Annotated in this window: 20 protein-coding genes; 19 read left to right on the top strand and 1 reads right to left on the bottom strand. The window is 36.1% G+C overall.

The window, feature by feature from the left end; all coding sequences use genetic code 11:
* The first annotated feature begins 1 nt into the window (after position 1).
* The 16 genes from QA442_RS11240 (at position 2) to QA442_RS11165 (ending at position 9,450) form a co-directional block, all read left to right on the top strand.
* Complete coding sequence (locus tag QA442_RS11240; protein WP_017696877.1) at positions 2-475, top strand: hypothetical protein; 474 nt, start codon at positions 2-4, stop codon at positions 473-475.
* A gap of 11 nt (positions 476-486) precedes the next feature.
* Positions 487-873: a hypothetical protein gene (locus tag QA442_RS11235; protein ID WP_017696878.1), complete on the top strand. Its 387-nt coding sequence runs from the start codon at positions 487-489 to the stop codon at positions 871-873.
* 9 nt (positions 874-882) lie between these two features.
* A complete protein-coding gene (locus QA442_RS11230) occupies positions 883-1,545 on the top strand; it encodes a hypothetical protein (protein ID WP_279474450.1) in 663 nt (220 codons plus the stop codon).
* Positions 1,542-2,048: a hypothetical protein gene (locus QA442_RS11225; RefSeq protein WP_041352945.1), complete on the top strand. Its 507-nt coding sequence runs from the start codon at positions 1,542-1,544 to the stop codon at positions 2,046-2,048. Before QA442_RS11230 ends, QA442_RS11225 begins: the two co-directional genes overlap by 4 nt.
* The gene (locus QA442_RS11220) at positions 2,045-2,773 is read left to right on the top strand and encodes a hypothetical protein (protein WP_042976254.1); all 729 of its coding nucleotides are present in this window, start codon (positions 2,045-2,047) and stop codon (positions 2,771-2,773) included. The genes QA442_RS11225 and QA442_RS11220 overlap by 4 nt, the downstream gene beginning before the upstream one ends.
* Before the next feature lie 35 nt (positions 2,774-2,808).
* Positions 2,809-3,603, top strand: coding sequence for a hypothetical protein (locus tag QA442_RS11215; RefSeq protein WP_010328117.1), 795 nt, complete (start codon positions 2,809-2,811; stop codon positions 3,601-3,603).
* A gap of 17 nt (positions 3,604-3,620) precedes the next feature.
* On the top strand, positions 3,621-4,232 hold the full coding sequence (locus tag QA442_RS11210; protein WP_279474495.1) for a hypothetical protein: 612 nt from the start codon (positions 3,621-3,623) through the stop codon (positions 4,230-4,232).
* Complete coding sequence (locus tag QA442_RS11205; protein WP_124058446.1) at positions 4,232-4,459, top strand: hypothetical protein; 228 nt, start codon at positions 4,232-4,234, stop codon at positions 4,457-4,459. The genes QA442_RS11210 and QA442_RS11205 overlap by 1 nt, the downstream gene beginning before the upstream one ends.
* 63 nt (positions 4,460-4,522) lie before the next feature.
* On the top strand, positions 4,523-4,882 hold the full coding sequence (locus QA442_RS11200; protein WP_268291959.1) for a hypothetical protein: 360 nt from the start codon (positions 4,523-4,525) through the stop codon (positions 4,880-4,882).
* Positions 4,882-6,135 carry a hypothetical protein gene (locus QA442_RS11195; protein ID WP_279474449.1) on the top strand — a complete coding sequence of 418 codons (1,254 nt, stop codon included), beginning with the start codon at positions 4,882-4,884 and terminating at the stop codon, positions 6,133-6,135. The genes QA442_RS11200 and QA442_RS11195 overlap by 1 nt, the downstream gene beginning before the upstream one ends.
* Before the next feature lie 13 nt (positions 6,136-6,148).
* Positions 6,149-6,439 (top strand): hypothetical protein, encoded by a 291-nt coding sequence (locus QA442_RS11190; protein WP_279474448.1) that lies wholly within the window; start codon positions 6,149-6,151, stop codon positions 6,437-6,439.
* Positions 6,439-6,591 (top strand): XkdX family protein, encoded by a 153-nt coding sequence (locus tag QA442_RS11185; protein ID WP_080332179.1) that lies wholly within the window; start codon positions 6,439-6,441, stop codon positions 6,589-6,591. The genes QA442_RS11190 and QA442_RS11185 overlap by 1 nt, the downstream gene beginning before the upstream one ends.
* A gap of 18 nt (positions 6,592-6,609) precedes the next feature.
* Positions 6,610-7,449 (top strand): glycerophosphodiester phosphodiesterase family protein, encoded by an 840-nt coding sequence (locus tag QA442_RS11180; protein ID WP_279474447.1) that lies wholly within the window; start codon positions 6,610-6,612, stop codon positions 7,447-7,449.
* Between the two features lie 78 nt (positions 7,450-7,527).
* A complete protein-coding gene (locus tag QA442_RS11175) occupies positions 7,528-8,016 on the top strand; it encodes a hypothetical protein (protein WP_279474445.1) in 489 nt (162 codons plus the stop codon).
* Positions 8,016-8,435, top strand: coding sequence for a hypothetical protein (locus QA442_RS11170; protein WP_279474444.1), 420 nt, complete (start codon positions 8,016-8,018; stop codon positions 8,433-8,435). The genes QA442_RS11175 and QA442_RS11170 overlap by 1 nt, the downstream gene beginning before the upstream one ends.
* 13 nt (positions 8,436-8,448) lie before the next feature.
* Complete coding sequence (locus QA442_RS11165) at positions 8,449-9,450, top strand: tyrosine-type recombinase/integrase (protein ID WP_279474494.1); 1,002 nt, start codon at positions 8,449-8,451, stop codon at positions 9,448-9,450.
* Between the two features lie 84 nt (positions 9,451-9,534).
* On the opposite strand, the gene QA442_RS11160 is transcribed toward QA442_RS11165, so the two are convergent.
* Positions 9,535-9,786 carry a hypothetical protein gene (locus tag QA442_RS11160; RefSeq protein WP_059293764.1) on the bottom strand — a complete coding sequence of 84 codons (252 nt, stop codon included), beginning with the start codon at positions 9,784-9,786 and terminating at the stop codon, positions 9,535-9,537.
* A gap of 138 nt (positions 9,787-9,924) precedes the next feature.
* Between QA442_RS11160 and QA442_RS11155 the strand changes: the two genes are divergently transcribed.
* The 3 genes from QA442_RS11155 (at position 9,925) to QA442_RS11145 (ending at position 18,529) form a co-directional block, all read left to right on the top strand.
* Complete coding sequence (locus tag QA442_RS11155; RefSeq protein WP_279474442.1) at positions 9,925-10,872, top strand: hypothetical protein; 948 nt, start codon at positions 9,925-9,927, stop codon at positions 10,870-10,872.
* A gap of 83 nt (positions 10,873-10,955) precedes the next feature.
* Positions 10,956-11,582, top strand: coding sequence for a hypothetical protein (locus tag QA442_RS11150; RefSeq protein WP_279474441.1), 627 nt, complete (start codon positions 10,956-10,958; stop codon positions 11,580-11,582).
* Positions 11,583-11,635: 53 nt separating this feature from the next.
* Positions 11,636-18,529: a phage tail tape measure protein gene (locus tag QA442_RS11145; protein ID WP_279474440.1), complete on the top strand. Its 6,894-nt coding sequence runs from the start codon at positions 11,636-11,638 to the stop codon at positions 18,527-18,529.
* Positions 18,530-18,547 lie beyond the last annotated feature (18 nt).

Below are 18,547 nucleotides of genomic sequence, written 5' to 3'. Positions count from 1 at the left end.
TATGTCAATTAATTTAGATAAGAAAATCGCTATTAAAAATTTGTGCTCGTGGGACTTATATTTCAAAAAATTAGAAAGCCATGGAGATTTCCGTTTACCTGCTAATGGCATTCGTCAAATTACAGTAGGTGAAGTTCAGTCTCAAGTTTTTGATAATGTGAAAATGTTTGTAGGCACTGATGGGCAAGGGTCTCATGCGAAAATTTTCATTGATGATAAAGAAACTAGGGTTCACCTTGGGTTTGAGGCTGCTGAAAATGACAGTGAGCAAGAAGTGATCACACCTGAAAGAATCAAGCAGATTTTAGCTTACAAAACTCAGAAAACATTCGAAGAAAATGTAACTAAAGATATCAAACTAGAATCCGAAAAAGCTCAGTTATTTGAAATTGCAAAGAAAGAAAAAGTAAATGACTATAAAAAGATCAAGTTTATCGAAGAGTTTACTGGTTTTAAGTTTGATACAGAATCATAAGGAGTGATTTAATGACGCCTTATGAAAAAATTATCAATGTTTTTCATTCTTTGTTTCAATCGAACGAAGTGTTGCCGGAGGGTCTTGAAAAACAGTTTTTGATTAATGCTATTAGCGATTACGAAACAGATCTTACAGATCTTGGTTTCCATGAAGAAACTAATACGTTTGATGTCAAACTTTCAAGAGCTCAAACCCAATTACTCGGAATGCTTATGTACAGAGGATATTTAGGCAGATACAGAGATAGGGCTCTCAAGCTGAATAACGTAATTGGACGAGATATTCAATTAACAGGCTTAGCAAACACAAAAGCACAAGTAAATAGAGCATATGAGAGCTTGTGTGATGATATTGATCAAAAAATTAGCAAGCTTAAAACCAATAATTTCGAGTGAGGTGCTTAGATGTCAATAGATTGGTACCTTTCTTCCTCCTCGAATTATTTAAGTGGCTGGGAAAACGATGAATTTAATACGAACAAATATGAAATATTTAAAGAAATTCTTGCGAATTCACCCGAAACATATGATATTGAGCTCAATCATAAGTCTCAACAGGTAATTATCCAAACAACCCAAGACAGTGAAACTAAGAAAGTGCTTACCGTATTAGGATTGCTTAATCGAGGCGACTTGATTAAATATGATGATAGTTATTGGATTGTTAATTCAAGACCTACAGACAATAAAATGAACGATAGTGCTACTATGAGACAATGTAACACCTCATTTTTTCTAACCTCAGAAGACAAGTTAGTCGATACTGGCAAAATTAACGAAATCACCGGTAAGCCAATTTATGAAAAAGTACCTGGTGAAAAAACTGAAGTCCCCTGCATATTCGAAAGGACAACTTCAATAAATGGCACTGAATTGGCGGTAAATCTTCCGGATGGTCAAGCAAACATTACAAGTCCTTATCTTGTTCATGAAAAATTGAAAATCGGACTTACCCTCACCTTCTTTGGCGAAGATTATCAAGTTGATGATATAGACTATTCTAAAGTTTATGGAGACCACGGAACAATAAAATTGGTTGCCAAAAAGAAAGTTGGTGAAAAGACATGAGCATGACTGTTGAACAGATGACAAAAGTCTTCAGATTAGTTATGGATGATGTTGAACTGAATCGGCTCTTGTATTACAAAACTGATCCTCTCTCCCCTTCTCATCCAGATGTTCAATCACTCGAAAATTATTATGACTCCACAAATGACTCTCCCGCTATAATCAATACCATATTCAAGCGAGCACCTAAAACAGATGATCTATCGGATTCACCATTATGTAGGATGTGTGTTTATTTAGGGAACGCATTACCAAAACCATCCAACCAAAGTGCGATGCTTCTTGATCAAGACTTGATGATTGATGTTTTCACCCATATTAACACCTTTGAAGAAACCGAATTTAGAAATCTTAAGATTAATGACAGAATTAATAAGCTCTTGTTCAATCAGAATTTTGCTGGTATTGGTAAGACAAACTCTTATAAAAGACTGCTAATCACTAATCCTCCTGATGGTTACCTCGGATATAAATTAATTTATACCTTTGGGGCAATGAAATGATTGATAGTGAATTCTTTATAACCGGTGAACCAATCCCTACTGAATTTGGCGATTGTCGGTTTATAAAAGTTAAGGAATATGCTTTTTTAACTCCGTACCTCAGCTGGTTTAAGATGTCTAAGAAAGAGATTATTTATACTTACAGCAAAAAAGAAAATAATCAATTTGGCCAATTAGATGGTCTTATTGCCGAACTTAAAAAACTGTCATTATTTGAAATTACAAGTATCCTTCCGAATTTTAAAGAAGCGTATGAAGTAATATTTAGTACAGTTTTTAATGGCGTTGAAATTTTAGAGAAACTTACACCGGAAAACTTTGAAGCCCTAAGAGAATTGGTCTTGAGAATGTCTTGTCTAAAAGAGGAAAAAATCAGCTCTAACCCAGAGATACAGCGAGCTAACGAGCGCAGCAAAAGGGTGAAAAGTCAGGATTCGGATATGGTTGATATGGCAGACATCATGAGTAGTGTTGCTGCTCACACTGGATATTTGTACAAAGATATAAATGAAATGACTCTGTTTCAGTTATACATGACTTACTACAGAGTTGGTCAATTCAAACAGTACGATACCTCCACCCTGTTTGCAACCGTTTCACCTGATGCAGCCAAACACATGGAAAGCTGGGGAAAACATATCGACTTATTTGAAGAAGAAAAACACTACATAAGCAGAGAAAGTTTCATGAAACAAACTAAAGGTTTTGGTAAAGGCAGCGCATAGCTGTCTTTTTTATTATTTAAGGAGGCAACAATTAGATGAAAACAGTTATTCAAGATACAGCTGACGTTTATTTTAAACGAAAATCTGACGGTAAGCTTGTATTCACAGCCGAGGCACAAACAGCATCATTCTCCCAAGCAATCTCCGAAGAAAAACTCAGAGGTGGAATCGGAAATAAACCACTTTACATTCTTAAATCTGAGAAGGAAATTAACCTAACTGTCAAAAATGCTTTCTTTGATTTAGAATGGCTTGCAATGACACAGGGTGAAACAATTCAGGAAGAAACAAAAGTAAAGGTTTTCGATAGAGAACATGGACTGATTGTAGATGATACAAACAAAGTTACTCTAAAAGGAAAACCTGTAAGCGATGTTACTTTCTATAACAAAAAAGGTTTAACATATAAGATTGCTGTTTCAACTGATGGCACATATACAATTCCAACAGCATTTGCGGCTGCTAAAGACAAACTAACAGCTGTGTATCAAATTGAAAAAGTCGGTAGACGTTTAGCCATTAAAGCCAGCAAGTTCTCAGAACGATATGAAGTTGAATATCGCACCATTGCTTATAACCCTGATACAGAAGAAGTTTACAGTGACATCTATATCCAGTTCCCTAATGTTTCTCCTTCAGGGGAATTTGAAATGTCATTAGAAAATGGAAATGCTTTAGCACCTGAAATTAAGTTTGAAGCGTTAGCAGATACAGATACAGACGAAATGGCTGTAGTAATCGAAGCAAGTAGAGATGAAAATACCGCAGCTCCGGTTGAGGATACAACAGGTTCAACTCAAAGCTCAGATCTTGGCGGAACAACTGAATAATTAAGGAGGCGTTTATTATTGCTTTTTTAAACCAGGACGGTGATAAATACACCTCTGCAAAAGATGATGGGACAGGTAATCCCATAACAGCTGTATCAATTGAACGTTCCACTGTCCCCTTGGAGGTTGGTCTCAATAATGACCAGCCTCTTAATGTTAATGTGGCCAACACTGCACTTGATGTAAATATAACTAATACGGCTTCTGTCCCTGTTTTGGTTAAAAACACTGCAGCAATTAAAACCCAAGTTCAAAAATCCTATTCTGAATTTGTTGTTACTGATGCTGATACCATAGCTACAGGTGCAACTAAGTCTTATACAGTTGATCTAATCGATTCACTTGGTGTTTTCAGAACTTACGGTGTTGCTATGTACACAACTCAAACAGACAGCTCAAACAGCAAAGTTTTAGCAAGTATTTATTCCGTACCGAAAAACATCCCATTTTATTCTGCAACTACATCAGGTAATGATAATTCTGTTCTTTTTAACAGCATTGCCTTTGTTCAGAACTATCCTTTGCAAAAACAATTAACTTTCACTGCTCCAAAAATACATCTGACAGTTAAAGCAGCCGGTACAGTTGATCTAACTGGGTTAAAAATCGTTGTTTGGGGGATGGAATAATGACATTTGATGAAGTATGTGGTCTGTTCAAACAATTTGATGGTTTGGAACAAAAATTCCTCTTGCTATCAGATGGTTCCTATATCAGTGTTGATGATTTTAAGCAGCGCTTTGAAGGCGACTTCAATGAGTACGAACCTTTAAGTTCGCTTCAGTCATCCCCTTCTTCAACCCCAGCTTGGGAAAGTATATGGAATAAACTACATGAGGATGGGCTTTTTGAATAAGTCCTCCCCTCTTATTTTTCTAGATAAAAGACAGTTTTTATACAGATTAAGGAGGTGGAGTTGTTGACAGAAACGACTGAAAATGTCGTAATCACGATTCCAGACAAAACTTCATTTACTTTTCACGACTCTGCAACAACCGCATCAGAAGGTGAAGAATTTGTAGTGGGTCATTTTCGGGAGCTTACTGTTAAGATCTCTGGTTCCTCTACTTCTAGAGAATTAAAATTCTTTTCTATAGATGAAAACGGTGAAAAAACGGAGTTGGGAGCAACAAACAAAACAGACTTCCAATTAGGAACTGGTACTCTAAATACCAATGAGAATTGGGATATTGATATCGCCGGTCTGTATAAAATTATGGTTGAAGTAATCTCAGTTAGTGGTGGGGATGTTACAGTGAAAGGAATTGCAGTGAGCTAATGAGTAGCAGCAAATTTGTAGGCCAACTTAAACAAAACAACATACAAATCAACAATCTTAAAGATTCCCTATCACGTACTGAAAAACATATGACTGATTATGAAAAAGAATTGTCTAATGAGATTAATTCGTTTATGGAAAGACAAAATTTCGAGCTTAAATCACACACTGAAGATATAAACAATCCTCACAAGGTGACTAAAACACAAGTCGGCCTCGATAAAGTTTTGAATGTAACACAAGCTTCTAAAGAAGAGTTTGACATACATACATCAAACATTGAAAATCCGCATAATGTTACAGCCTCTCAGATTGGACTTAGTAACGTCCTGAATGAAAAGCAAGCTACAAAACTTGAATTTGATAATCATGTAAATAATACATCAAATCCCCATTCAGTGACAAAAGAACAGATAGGTTTAGGAAATGTCACTAATGTGGAACAAGCAAGTAAAATCAACTTTGATAACCATACCTTAGATACTTCGAATCCTCATAAGGTGACATCTGGACAAATAGGGCTTGATAAAGTTTTAAATGTAGAGCAGGCGTCGAAGACGGAGTTTACTATACATGTCAATGATGCGATAAAACATGTCACGGGTGCAGAACGTACCAAGTGGAATGCAGGACAACTTTTAAAAATAACCAAGGATGACGGTACATTTTTGGTTCGTATTGATGATACTGATGATTTTCTCAGTAAAATTGTCCAAGCAGGCCGAACATTTGGTACGTTCTATTCAACAGGAAAAGCAACGAATTCACCCTCCACCTTATCGACAAGAGGTTTTTTCCACTTCACATCCATTGATAGTAGCGGTAACGGTACTTTCGGATATGTCGTGGCTATAGATTATAAAAATAATATGTATTCAAACTATGTTGACCTCAATTTAGGCTGGTCGGGGTGGAAACGATCTTTAAACACTGATGACTTATTGTATTCGTACGCTAATATAACACTGAAGAATGGTGCGACAGCAGGCACGCGAACTCCAACTTACTCGAAGAATGGGGGAGTTTTATTATTAAGAGGGCATGTCGTAGCTCCCGCTGGAGTTATCTTCGGAACTATCCCGACCACACACGTCCCCACCGGTGGTGCAGTAGTTAATGTCTCAGTGAGTGGAACTTCAGGTTATGCGAAACTTATTATCTATGAAAATGGGGACTTGAAAATCACGGATGTCGTCGCAACTGACTCTAGCGCGATTACTGGCTATTGGTTGGACGTTCCTGTATCAATTTAGAAGGAGATTTGACATGCGCCAAGTCTATATGTATGACGAAAATTACATGTTTGTTCAGCCGGTAATTATCGAAGATATTGACGAAACTGGTAACTACACCATTCCAAATAATTGTACTACAATTCAGCCCCAATCATTCTACAAAGCAAAATTTAATCCCGAAACCCAACAATGGTTTGAGTCAGCAACACAGGAGTATATTGATAGTCTGAAGCCGCCTCCCCCAGTTCCAACAGATTTGGATAAAGTAAAGCAACAATTGGGTGACTTGACATTTCAACTCATGATGGGAGGCTTAATATAATGAATTGGTACGAAATAATTAAAGATTATTATAATGATGGGAACGGTGTTTGGGATGAATACCGAGTAAAGCAAGCTGTTATCAAAGGAAAAATCACTCCGGAAGAATACAAAGAAATAACCGGTAAAGATTACATTGAAGACGAGATGTAAATGTGATAATTTGTATTTATGAATATATTAAAAAACTTAATAATTGTACTTCTAATCTTCATAGGAGGATGTTCCACCGCTTCCCACTCTTCTATTAAAGGATCAGGAAAAACTGAAAATCCCCCTATTGATAACTACAATCCACTGATTATTGCTCACAGAGGAGCATCTGGTTTAGAACCAGAACATACTGTATTATCTTATAAACGAGCAATTCAAGATAAGACAGATTTTATAGAAATTGATCTGAGACAAACTAAAGATGGCAAGTTAGTCGCAATACATGATAAGGATGTTGAAAGAACAACTAATGGAAAAGGAAAAGTGCAGGAACTGACTTTGTCACAATTGAAAAAATTCAATGCGGGTAAAGGTCAAAAAATATTGACAATTGAAGAAATTATAAAAGAATTTGACCTCTCGACCAATTATTACATTGAAACTAGAGAAGATAATACCGGCAATTTAGTAATGGAACATGAACTTGTTGATATACTGAACAAATATAACTTAATTGCTAAACATAAAGTTGTCTTACAGTCTTTTAGCGAAGAGAGTTTAAAGAAGTTGCACTCAATAAATAAAGATATTCCTCTTGTTCGTCTACTTGGTGATGAAGAGGTAAATAGTTTAACAAGTGATACTCTAAAAAACATCAAAAAATATGCTTATGCGGTTGGCCCAAACGCTAAATTAGTTGACGAAACAGTTGTAAAGAAAGTCCATGATTCAAATCTAAAAATACATGTGTTCTTTGATGCAGAAAATGAGAGAAAGTTAACCAAGAAAATGCTTGGTTTAAAGGTTGATGGATTGTTTACCAATGATCCAGCTTATACTTTAAATGAGCTAAAATAAAATTATATTGAAGTTTACCAAGACACCCCTTCTTGCGGGTGTCTTTTGTTATGAAGAGGATAAAAAGGAGGAAATAAAATGGCATCAAAAAAGTTGAATTTAGGTTTAATCGAGGAAAGCATCAGTAAATATGACAAGAAAGAAAAAGTCACATTAACTGATAACGTTCATGTATTCATTTATCCATACTTCTCCCCTTCTCGGTTAACAAAAATGTTAACAGGATTGATTTCAGATCCACAAGAAGCAAAAGAAGCAGGTATCAAATCCTTCAAGGATATAAATCAAGTTCATTGGGCATTCTTCTCACTAATCAAAGAATTTACAGATTTGGGTATTCCAAATGACATTAAAAATAAAGTCAAATGGTATCTTAAACTGGTAGACTCAGAGTATTTCCCTTTGATTATTAAAAGTTTCCCTAAAGAAAGCCTAGAGAAGCTGGGAAAGGCCACTGTGATGTTGCAACAAAACATAGATGAGTTATCAAAAAAATCTCAGGAAGAAGCAAATAATCTTATCCTTCAGAAGGTCGAAGAAATTGAAGGCAGCGCTGTCCCACAATGATGGCGAGAAACATTAAGGAAATTAAGATTATGATTGAACAAGCTGCTATTCAATCAATACATAAATCCTCATCTAACGTCAAAAAAATTATGGTAAAAACAGGACATGAGCGCATTGATGAGGATGTTTACGGTGCATATAATCCCCTGCTTTATGAACGCACAGGACAAGTTAAAGATGCCTTTATAACGACCAACGAAAGCAACGGGGTGTCACTGGACAATATTAGAGAAGATGACGGAAAAGATGTTGCTACAGTCATTGAAACTGGTCAGGGTTATACCTACCCGGATTCATATGGATATGGCTACGGTAAACCTCGTCCTTTTATGAAGAATACTGCTGAGACTCTAAAAGATGGACGAATAACAGAGGCATTGAAAAAAGATTTAAAAACAGATGGAATCAAAACAAACTAATGGTGGTGAATTAATGGTCAAATCAATTGAAAAGAATATGCTCAGATCACGAGCAAAAAAGCTCCCTGAGATTACAGAGTCAATGTGGCAGCAAGTTGACGAGGAACATAAAAACTTAGTTCAAGAGTTTTTAGATGCTCATTCATTTAGAGAAAAAACACGAAAACAGTATTATTCCTCCCTTCGCCAATTCTTTTGGTGGGTACATACCTCTCTAAATGGGAAAAAACTTTATAAAATCTCAAAGCGTGATTTTATTAGGTATCAAAGTTTCTTAAAAAATCGTGGAATGTCTTCCAGTGGGATTGCATTAAAAAAAGCTGGTGTATCATCATTAAATAACTATATTGAAAATGTTGTTGCAGAAGATGATGAGAATTATGAGAAATTCAGAAACTTCACCCGTGGACTCCCGGCTATTCCAAAAACCACAACATATGAAAAAGTAAAGGTTACATATGATGATTACAAGCTAATGATGGACGCCTTAAAAGAAGACGAAAATTATTTAGGATTGGCCTGGCTTGCCACAGCTTTTAATGTTGGCGGGCGAAGAGCAGAACTCATACAGCTAAAAACAGAAATATTAGATTACCCTATCCCCGAAGGTCAGTCATATGTGATGAGTCACAAGGTATTTGGAAAAGGTAAAGGTGAAGGAAAGCCTCTTGAGTACATGATTAACACAGAAGCATTGGAGTACCTTCGATTGTGGCATGAAAAACGCGGTTATGATCATGAATACCTCTTCACTACTCAGTATGGCGGAGAGCCTAAACAGATGTCAGAATCTTGGGCTGACTATTTTTGCTCGGACGTTTTATCAGACATTCTTGGTCGGCGTATTAACCCTCACCTCTTCAAAGCTTCATGCATCACTTATCTCCTCGAAGTTAAGAAAATCAAAATTGAATTGATAAGCAAATATGTAGCTCATCATGAAGATGTCTCAACAACAATCAAACATTATGATTTACGGGATTTTGAAGAAGAAAAGAATCAAATATTTGTTTAGTTAAAATCCCTCTTTTATGCAGAATCAAGATCCTTCAATCGAGGGATTTTGCTTATACATAAAATAATTTAAAAACCCTACATATTAATATGTAGGATCTGGTTTTTTCTCAATGATGTTTTTACAAACCTTAGTGAGGACAACACTGACTATGAGTATTGGGAAAATAAAGCTCATTCCAGCTACCAATCCGAATATTGATGTGCCCATAAAATCAACTGCATTAATCTGTTTAAACAACGATCCAGCTAAAGCTTCAAAAATTAATATCATTGCCATCAAAACTCGACCTTCGGTTGTTTTTAAAGCTATTATGTACCGCCTGATCTTTTCCATTTTTAGCCCTCCTCTTTGAAAATATTGTATCATAACTTAAGATAAAAATGAAAAATCATCAATTATAAATGTTATATATAAAAATGTCAATATTCAAATTGCCATTATTTAGCCGATATTTACCTTGAGGTGACTACAGTGGCATTTATTGAAAGTGTAAAGGAACATCTTACATCATCAAATTTAAGGCAATTAACTAAATTTATTAGACAAGAATTTCCTTTTAAGGGGCAAAGTCATACTGAACAATCAAAAAAGTATGAGGCTTTAAAACAGTTAAGTGATAATGATCTTTCTTCTGGGATAGCCAGAATGACACTTATTGAATCAAGTTTTGATCACTCTAAATCTGCTGCACTTTTTGTTGTAATACTAACCTTATTCTTTGGTGCATTGAAAATTATTTTTGTTGATGATAAACAATCCCTAGGAAGTGGAGTTTATTTGACATTCACTATGTTTTCGGTATTAATACTTTTGATTGCTGTTGGGAAGGATAAAAAAGATATGGCAACAGCCGCCTACTTTAAGACATTACTTGAACGTGTTAAGGTCGACAAAGAGAATAAAAAAGAAACCACATCTCCTTCAAATCATGAAATGAATGATAATCAAATTGTAGTTAATATTCGAACATGGCAATTTTGGATAAAAGACTTTTATAAACAAGCTGACAATTTAGATGAAATCTTATTAAATTGGTCAGACTATGAAATTGCTAGCTACATTACATATTACTTTGGATATTGGACAGCCAACAATAAGAAGGCTGAACTACAACGAATTCGAGGATTAACTTTTGATATATTAGTATTAGGAATCGCAAGAATGAAAGAAATAGAGGAGTCAAATGATAACTCTAAAATAATACCTGGTTTCAGTGCTGGTCTTGTTCTTATTTGTACTCAAGCTTCAATTCTTTATCGGAATATGAATAGTCCCCTAGTTGGTGCATCTTCTGCTGTTTTTGTGGCCTTCATTGTTTATATACTTTTAATTAAAGGGATTAGAAATGGCAGTAATCTCCGATCACGAGCAGCTAAATACAGAAGTTTATTAGAACAGGTATTGTCTGAGAAGAAATAATACAAATAAAATAAACTGTTATCGGCTTTTATCTCTTTGGTAACGATGGTATAATCTAGTAAAATAATCACGGTGGTGGTTGTATGATTTGGGCAATTATTGTTCTGTTAGTAATAGCTGCTTTCTTTATAATAGGGGATTTTGGAGCAGATAAACAAAAGGAAATAGAAAAACAAAATTTTGAGAAAATAATTTCCGCAGGAAATTACCCAAAGGATTATAAGTCATATCTAACCCCAGATAAAAATAAAAAGCTGACTTTGGTTGAATCAGAAAATAAGTTTGTTATACATCATCTCAATGAAATATTGGCAATTGAAGAAAATTCAATCCCATTTAGCAAGATAATCGAAGCTGAGATAGCTATTGACGATCAATCCATAACAAGAGTTTCTAGAGGTAGTCAAATGGCAGGAGCCGTTATCGGAGGACTTGCTGCAGGAGGTATTGGGGCTCTTGTTGGAGGGTTATCTTCAGACAGAACCGAGTCCAAATATTTTAGAAAGATTGACCTTAAGTTAAAACTTGATGATTTTTCTAACCCCATAACTAAAATAGAGTTCTTACCGAGTAAAACTGATACTGGCTTACAAAACACTAAAGGATTTAAACAAGATGATCAAAAAGTTAAGGAAGCTTTATCTAATGTTGAAATTTGGCAAGGGATTATGGAAATAGCAATACGCAAAGGTAGTAAAGCCGCTCAATAGCTGAGTGGCTTTTTTATTTTCCCCCTTCCCTACTGAAAGGAAGTGATTCTTACTTGAGTCAAAACCTCAAAATCATATTAACCCCGCAAGCTGATACCTCATCAAAAACTGTCGAACAGTTAAATCAGCAAATCAAATCTTTAGAAAAAAAGCTTAACTCCCTCAAACTAAACACAAATATCGATTCTACAACCTTAAAAGCTCTGCAAGAATTCTCTTCTGCTGTAGATGCGTATCAAAAAAATCTAAAATCCTATAATCAAACAGTAAAAGAAACGTCTACAGTAATTAAAAATTCTAATGGATCAGTTGAAAAGCTCACCCAGCAATACAAGAAAAACGGTGAGATTCTTCAACGTGAAACGAAAATAATTAATAATCGCAATGCTGCTCTAAGGCAAGAAACTCAAGAAGTTAACAAGCTCGCTCAAGCTACTGAAAAATTAGGTCAAGTACAACAAAAGACAGAGCAAAAGAACTTACAAGGCCAAACCACAAAGGTTATACAGAAAAACCGTAACGGTTTTGAAGACATTGTTTATACGACTGACCCTAAAACTAATGCAACTTCTTCAAGAACCACAACCAATTACGATCAACAAAGGAAAGCAATTGAACAACTAAACCAAAGCCTAGAAAAGTTAAGAGAAAAAGGATTAGTCTCTTCCCAGGTGCTCTCTCGACTTTCCACTTCAATTAACGGTGCTCAAACTGCTGCTCAATTTGATCAAATTGCAAATCGTATTAAACGACTTGATGATTCCTCTACCGCTAAAGCAAAAACAAAAGAACTTGAGCATCAAGTTCAATTATATCAACGTCAAGCGCAAATAAATGTTCAAAACCTAAATACTCGTTACGGCAGTTCACTTAGTACCGCTAACTCCTCTGCCCTTCAGAATTATCTCAACTCAGTTAACCAACTTACGGCAAGAACTCCTAATTTAAGAACACAAATGCAGAATCTAAATATGCAGTTCAGAGAAGTATCTGCGAATGCATCATCTGCTTCTTCTAATGTTTCAGGCTTTGGAGAACAATTAGCACAATCATTTAGTCGTATGCCCGCATATTTTCTGAGTGGGACGATGTTCTATTCAGGGGTTCAAGCATTAAAGTCAATGGTGGAACAAGTCATTCAAATCGATACTTTAATGACAGACATTAGACGAGTCATGGACTTACCTGATTACAAATTTAATGAACTACTGCAATCCTCAATTGATCTTGGTGATCAGCTATCTAATAAAATTTCGGATATCCTTGAAATCACTGGTTCATTTGGACGAATGGGCTTTAGTGAATCTGAACTTGGAGATGTAACTAAAACCGCTCAGGTCTTACAGAACATTTCTGATTTGAATCCTAACGATACTGTTAACACCTTAACAGCTGCAATGCTTAACTTTAATGTAGCAGCCGGTGACTCTATATCAATTGCAGATAAGTTAAATGAAGTCGATAACAACTATGCAGTTAGTACCTTAGACCTTGCAAACAGTATTAGAAAAGCCGGCTCTACAGCCTCTACTTTCGGTGTTGAATTAAACGACTTGATTGGTTACACAACAGCAATTGCCAGTACTACTCGTGAGTCAGGAAATGTTGTAGGTAACTCACTAAAGACCATTTTTGCTCGTATTGGTAATAACCAAAGTTCAATCAAGGCATTAGAAGAGATTGGTATCTCAGTTAAAACAGCTGGCGGTGAAGCTAAGTCTTCGAGCGAATTAATTGAGGAACTCGCTGGGAAATGGGATACGTTAAGTGATGCTCAGAAACAAAATACATCAATAGGCGTTGCGGGTATTTACCAGTTATCTCGTTTTAACGCAATGATGAATAACTTCTCCATTGCCCAAAGTGCTGCGAATACTGCTTCTAATTCAGTCGGCAGTTCATGGAAAGAGCAACAAAAATATGCCGATAGCTTGCAAGCAAGAGTTAATCGTTTATCCAATGCTTTTACAGAAATGTCTGTGGCATCAGGTGAAGCGTTAATATCTGATAGTATCGTAGTGTTCGCTGATGCGTTAAAAAGTTTAATGCAATTAAGTGCCCAAGTAACCAAGTCCGTTGGATTACTTCCGCAAGTATTTGGAGCAGCGACAGCTGCAGTAATATTATTTAACTCTTCACTTCGTGCAAGTGCTATAACTTCAGGTACTGCAATGGGTGCAGCTCTAAAAAATCTTATCCTTAACTTTAATACTTTTACGGTTGGAGTGACAGCAGCTTCAGCCAAAACAGCAATTTGGAGTAAAATCACAACTGCTTTTTCAACTTCACTTACAAGCTTAAAAAAGGCAGCAATGACTACAGGAGCTTTCTTAGCTGGCAGCTTCCTCCCTATGGCAGCAATGATGGCTTTTGGTGTTGTTATTGAGAAGCTAATATCCTCATATTCAAAATTAAAACAAGCCCGCGAAGACTTTGAACAAGCTAAAATCACAAGTATTGAAGCCATTACAACTAATAAAGACACAACTGATCAATTAATTGCTCAATATAAAGAGCTTCAAAAAGCAAAAGAATCAGGTACCTTAAGTTCTGAAAAAGAACAGGAGTATCTTCAGGTCACGCAACAATTAGCTCAAACGTTTCCTAATTTAGTTGCTGGTTACGACTCACAAGGGCAAGCAATAATTAAAAATAATGATGCTCTACAAGATGCCATCAAATATACACAAGAACTAGCTGACCTCAATAAGAAAGATATTCAAACGGGTGCTAAAGATACTTTTTCTGATAGTTTGAAAGAAATTAAGGATCTTCAGGCTGAAGTTGATCAATATAAAAAGATGGCTGATACATACTCAAAAGGTAAGGGTTTTTGGTCATTCTTTGAAAATCCTTTTGCAGATGACAGCTCAATTAAAAATCAAGGTGTTAAAGCTGAACAAGAGGCTCTTCGTGTTGAACAATCACTCTCTAGCTCACAGTCAAAAATCCGTGAGCAAGTTTCCAAAACAGTCGAAGCATTTAACTCCGTAAAAATTAACCCTCAGCTTACCAAGGAAGTCAATGATGCATTTAACAAAATTGATTTCAGCAAAATGGATGCATCGCAGTTAGAGTCCTTTTCTATCAATGTGTCTCAATATATGGATAAGATACAAAAGGCTCTACAATCTGGAAATCAGACCGACTTTTCTAAAGCCTCTCAAGGTCTTGAAAACCTCATAAGTCAATATGTAAATGGTTCTGATAAGGCAAATGGTCTTGTACTCTCTTATGGGGATCTTAAGGATGCTATTGACTCAACAAACAATTCAGCCGAATCAGCTAAAGTAACATGGGATGAAAATGGAGAAGGTATAGATGCTTTAGGAGAATCTGTTGGCACCCTATCTGACAAACTTAAAGATGCCAAAGGTGACTTTGAAGAAATTAGTTCCATTATTAGTGACCTTGTTGATTCTAAACAAAATGATTTAGCAATTTCCGCACTGCAAAACGATGCTTATGATGCCATGGCTGATAACATCTCCCCTTTAAATGAATTGCTTGAGAAAATGGCTGAAGGTAAAAGTTTATCAGCTTCGGAAGCTATGAAGTTAATCCAGAAAGAAAACGATCTTGCAGACGCTATTTCAATTGAAAATGGCGTTGTGAAAATAAACAGGGATGCAGTTGTTAAGCTACGTGACGCCAAGCTAAAAGCATACAATGACATGCAGCAGTCTGTTAAGCAGGATCTAATAAATCAAGCTAATGCTTTAAACAAGAAGATTAATATGTATAAATCTGAAGTTAAAGCAATCAAAACTGTTCAAGATGCTTATAATTTGAAATCAGATCTTGAAAAACAAAAACAGAAAATTCTTGAGGAAATGAAAAAAGGTAATGGCGGAGCAATTCAATACCTTCCTAAAACCCAAGAAGATTTAAATCAAGTTACTGACATTACTGATCAACTTGATGAACTTGATAAATTAGCTGATTTAGCCTCCTCTTCTCTATCAGAGACTGGTACATCAATGGAAGATATGTCTTCATCTGCAGAAAAAGCTTCTGAAGAAGTAAAAACTTCCATGTATGTTGTTGATAAATACAAGGAAGCATTAGAAAAAGTTAATGCTGAGATTGACAAGTACAACAAGCAGGTCAATGATTATCCAAAATACTCTCAGAAATATCGAGATGCAATTAAGAAAGAAATTAAAGCACTTCAGCAAAAGAAAAAGCTTATGCAGGAACAAGCTAAGCTGCTTAAAGATCAAATTAAATCCGGTAACATTACTCAATACGGTATTGTAACCTCTACAACTTCTTCTGGCGGAACCCTCTCCTCAACTGGTGGATCATATTCAGGAAAGTATTCAAGCTACATTAATTCAGCAGCTAGTAAATACAATGTTGATCCTGCCCTTATTGCAGCTGTAATTCAGCAAGAATCAGGGTTTAATGCTAAAGCACGATCTGGTGTAGGTGCCATGGGATTAATGCAACTGATGCCAGCAACAGCAAAAAGCCTGGGAGTAAATAACGCATACGATCCTTATCAAAATGTTATGGGTGGAACAAAGTACCTCGCCCAACAACTTGAAAAGTTTGGCGGTAATGTTGAAAAAGCATTGGCTGCATATAATGCTGGGCCTGGTAACGTAATTAAATATGGTGGTATCCCTCCTTTTAAAGAAACACAGAATTACGTCAAGAAGATCATGTCCAACTACAGCAAATCCCTCTCCTCTGCCACTTCTTCAATCGCCAGCTATTATACAAATAATAGCGCTTTTAGGGTAAGCTCCAAATATGGACAGCAGGAATCCGGTCTCCGCTCCTCCCCACACAAAGGAACTGATTTTGCTGCAAAAGCAGGTACAGCAATTAAATCTCTTCAAAGTGGTAAAGTCCAAATTGCTGGCTACAGTAAAACTGCAGGTAACTGGGTTGTTATTAAACAGGATGATGGAACAGTTGCCAAGTACATGCACATGCTTAACACTCCTTCTGTTAAAACAGGTCAATCAGTTAAAGCCGGTCAAACTATTGGTAAAGTTGGTAGCACAGGGAACTCGACTGGGAACCACCTTCATTTACAGATCGAACAAAATGGAAAAACAATCGATCCTGAAAAGTACATGCAAGGTATTGGAACATCTATTTCAGATGCGTCACAAGCTGAGGCAGAACGGCAACAAGGGATAGCCCAGGCTAAATCTGATCTTCTCTCCCTTCAAGGAGATATAGATTCAGTCAATGATCAGATTCAAGAACTTCAGTATGAACTAGTTCAATCCAAACTCGATGAGTTTGATAAAAGAATTGGGGATTTTGATGTTCGGATAGCTAAAGATGAATCAATGGCTAACCGATACACTTCTGACAGCAAGGAATTCCGCAAATACACCTCTGATCAGAAAAAAGCTGTTGCAGAACAAGCTAAAATCCAACAACAAAAAGTTAATTGGATTCAAAAAGAAATAAAAACAAATAAAGCATTAAACTCCGCTCAACGTGCCCAGCTTCAAGAAGAGCTTAAACAAGCCAAGCTAGATTTAATTTCTGTTCAAGATCAGGTTCGTGAGCTACAGAAGCAACTTGTCCAATCTAAAGTTGATGAGACGCTTAAGTCAATTGAAAAGTCATCTTCTAAAACCCAAGGGAAAATTAAAGATGTTGATAATAAAATTTCAATGACTGAAGAAGATGAGGACAAGGTTAAGTACTATAGCAAGCAGATAAAGCTCATTCAGCAACAACAAAAGGAAGCCAAAAAATATATCAAACAGCTTGAAGAGCAAAAGAAAGCTGCGAAAGGTTTCCCTGACATCCAGGAACAGATCACTGAAGAAATCGAAAACTGGAAAGATAAACAGAAAGATTTTAACCTTGAGCTTTATAACACCAAGAAGTCGATCAAGGATATCTATAAATCATTGGCTGATGAAGTTGTATCCATCTACAAAGAGATGTACGAAAAAATGCGGGATATTGAGTTAGAAGCCCATCAGAAAGCGACACAAGATAAGATTGATGAGATCGACAAAGAAGACGAAGAAGCTAAATATCAAAAGGAATTGAAGGAGAAAAACCAAGCAATACAGGAAACAAAAGATAAGATCAGTAAACTTTCCATGGACGACTCCTCTGAGGCTAAATCGCAAGTCAAAGACCTAGAGAAACAACTTCAAGAACAACAGGAAGCTTTGGATGAGTATATAAAAGATCGTAGCAACACAAAACGGAAAGAAGCCCTTCAAGATCAGCTTGATAAAGATGAAGAATCAATTAACAACAAGTACGATGACCTGGTAAATGATGAACGAGCATTCAAAAAGCTTGAAGATAAGCTTATGGATGGTAAAATCACTGATATTGCTAAACAGCTTAATGAATTCACCAAGTTCATTAACGAGAATATGAAGTCGATTGGGAAAAGTATTTCCAATAACTTGATTGATAAGCTTAAGGACGCTGCCAGTGCATTAAATACCGTTACAACTGGAAATACAACAGGTAAAAAGGTGTCATCATTTGCTTCTGGTGGATATACAGGCACAGGACTTGGAGCAGGAAAGCTTGCATTCTTACATGACAAGGAACTTATTTTAAACAAGACAGATACTGAAAACATGCTGGAAGCTGTGAAACAAGTTCGTCAAACGTCCACTGACAATTCAGTAAAGACTACCTCTAAATGGGGTCAACCTGGTAAAATTTCAGATGTTTTAAGTAAGAGTATTTCTCTTGTTACACCAGCAATGAACGCTGCAGTTGCTAGTCAAACAAGTCTAACTAAAGGCTTAATTCCAACTCTTAAGAACTTCTCGACACCTACTGTAACCCCTTCTACACCTCAAGGAAATACATCAAACAATCAGAACTCATTCACAATTAATGTAACAGAAGCTAGTAATGCTAAAGAAACTGCAAGCTTAGTGTACAAACAATTAGCAAATGGTCTTAAAAATACTGGACTGAATTTCAACATAACATGAGTCGGCTAAAGCCGGCTC

Source organism: Bacillus stercoris (genome assembly GCF_029772985.1).
Taxonomy (GTDB): domain Bacteria; phylum Bacillota; class Bacilli; order Bacillales; family Bacillaceae; genus Bacillus; species Bacillus stercoris.
The sequence above is the reverse complement of the archived record's forward strand: the minus strand, read 5'-3'. Positions and strand labels throughout refer to the sequence as shown.

Coding starts and splice junctions, on each gene's coding strand:
- QA442_RS11240 (WP_017696877.1), top strand. CDS start 2: ATGTCAATTAATTTAGATAAGAAAATCGCTATTAAAAATTTGTGCTCG.
- QA442_RS11235 (WP_017696878.1), top strand. CDS start 487: ATGACGCCTTATGAAAAAATTATCAATGTTTTTCATTCTTTGTTTCAA.
- QA442_RS11230 (WP_279474450.1), top strand. CDS start 883: ATGTCAATAGATTGGTACCTTTCTTCCTCCTCGAATTATTTAAGTGGC.
- QA442_RS11225 (WP_041352945.1), top strand. CDS start 1,542: ATGAGCATGACTGTTGAACAGATGACAAAAGTCTTCAGATTAGTTATG.
- QA442_RS11220 (WP_042976254.1), top strand. CDS start 2,045: ATGATTGATAGTGAATTCTTTATAACCGGTGAACCAATCCCTACTGAA.
- QA442_RS11215 (WP_010328117.1), top strand. CDS start 2,809: ATGAAAACAGTTATTCAAGATACAGCTGACGTTTATTTTAAACGAAAA.
- QA442_RS11205 (WP_124058446.1), top strand. CDS start 4,232: ATGACATTTGATGAAGTATGTGGTCTGTTCAAACAATTTGATGGTTTG.
- QA442_RS11195 (WP_279474449.1), top strand. CDS start 4,882: ATGAGTAGCAGCAAATTTGTAGGCCAACTTAAACAAAACAACATACAA.
- QA442_RS11190 (WP_279474448.1), top strand. CDS start 6,149: ATGCGCCAAGTCTATATGTATGACGAAAATTACATGTTTGTTCAGCCG.
- QA442_RS11185 (WP_080332179.1), top strand. CDS start 6,439: ATGAATTGGTACGAAATAATTAAAGATTATTATAATGATGGGAACGGT.
- QA442_RS11180 (WP_279474447.1), top strand. CDS start 6,610: ATGAATATATTAAAAAACTTAATAATTGTACTTCTAATCTTCATAGGA.
- QA442_RS11175 (WP_279474445.1), top strand. CDS start 7,528: ATGGCATCAAAAAAGTTGAATTTAGGTTTAATCGAGGAAAGCATCAGT.
- QA442_RS11170 (WP_279474444.1), top strand. CDS start 8,016: ATGGCGAGAAACATTAAGGAAATTAAGATTATGATTGAACAAGCTGCT.
- QA442_RS11165 (WP_279474494.1), top strand. CDS start 8,449: ATGGTCAAATCAATTGAAAAGAATATGCTCAGATCACGAGCAAAAAAG.
- QA442_RS11160 (WP_059293764.1), bottom strand. CDS start 9,786: ATGGAAAAGATCAGGCGGTACATAATAGCTTTAAAAACAACCGAAGGT.
- QA442_RS11150 (WP_279474441.1), top strand. CDS start 10,956: ATGATTTGGGCAATTATTGTTCTGTTAGTAATAGCTGCTTTCTTTATA.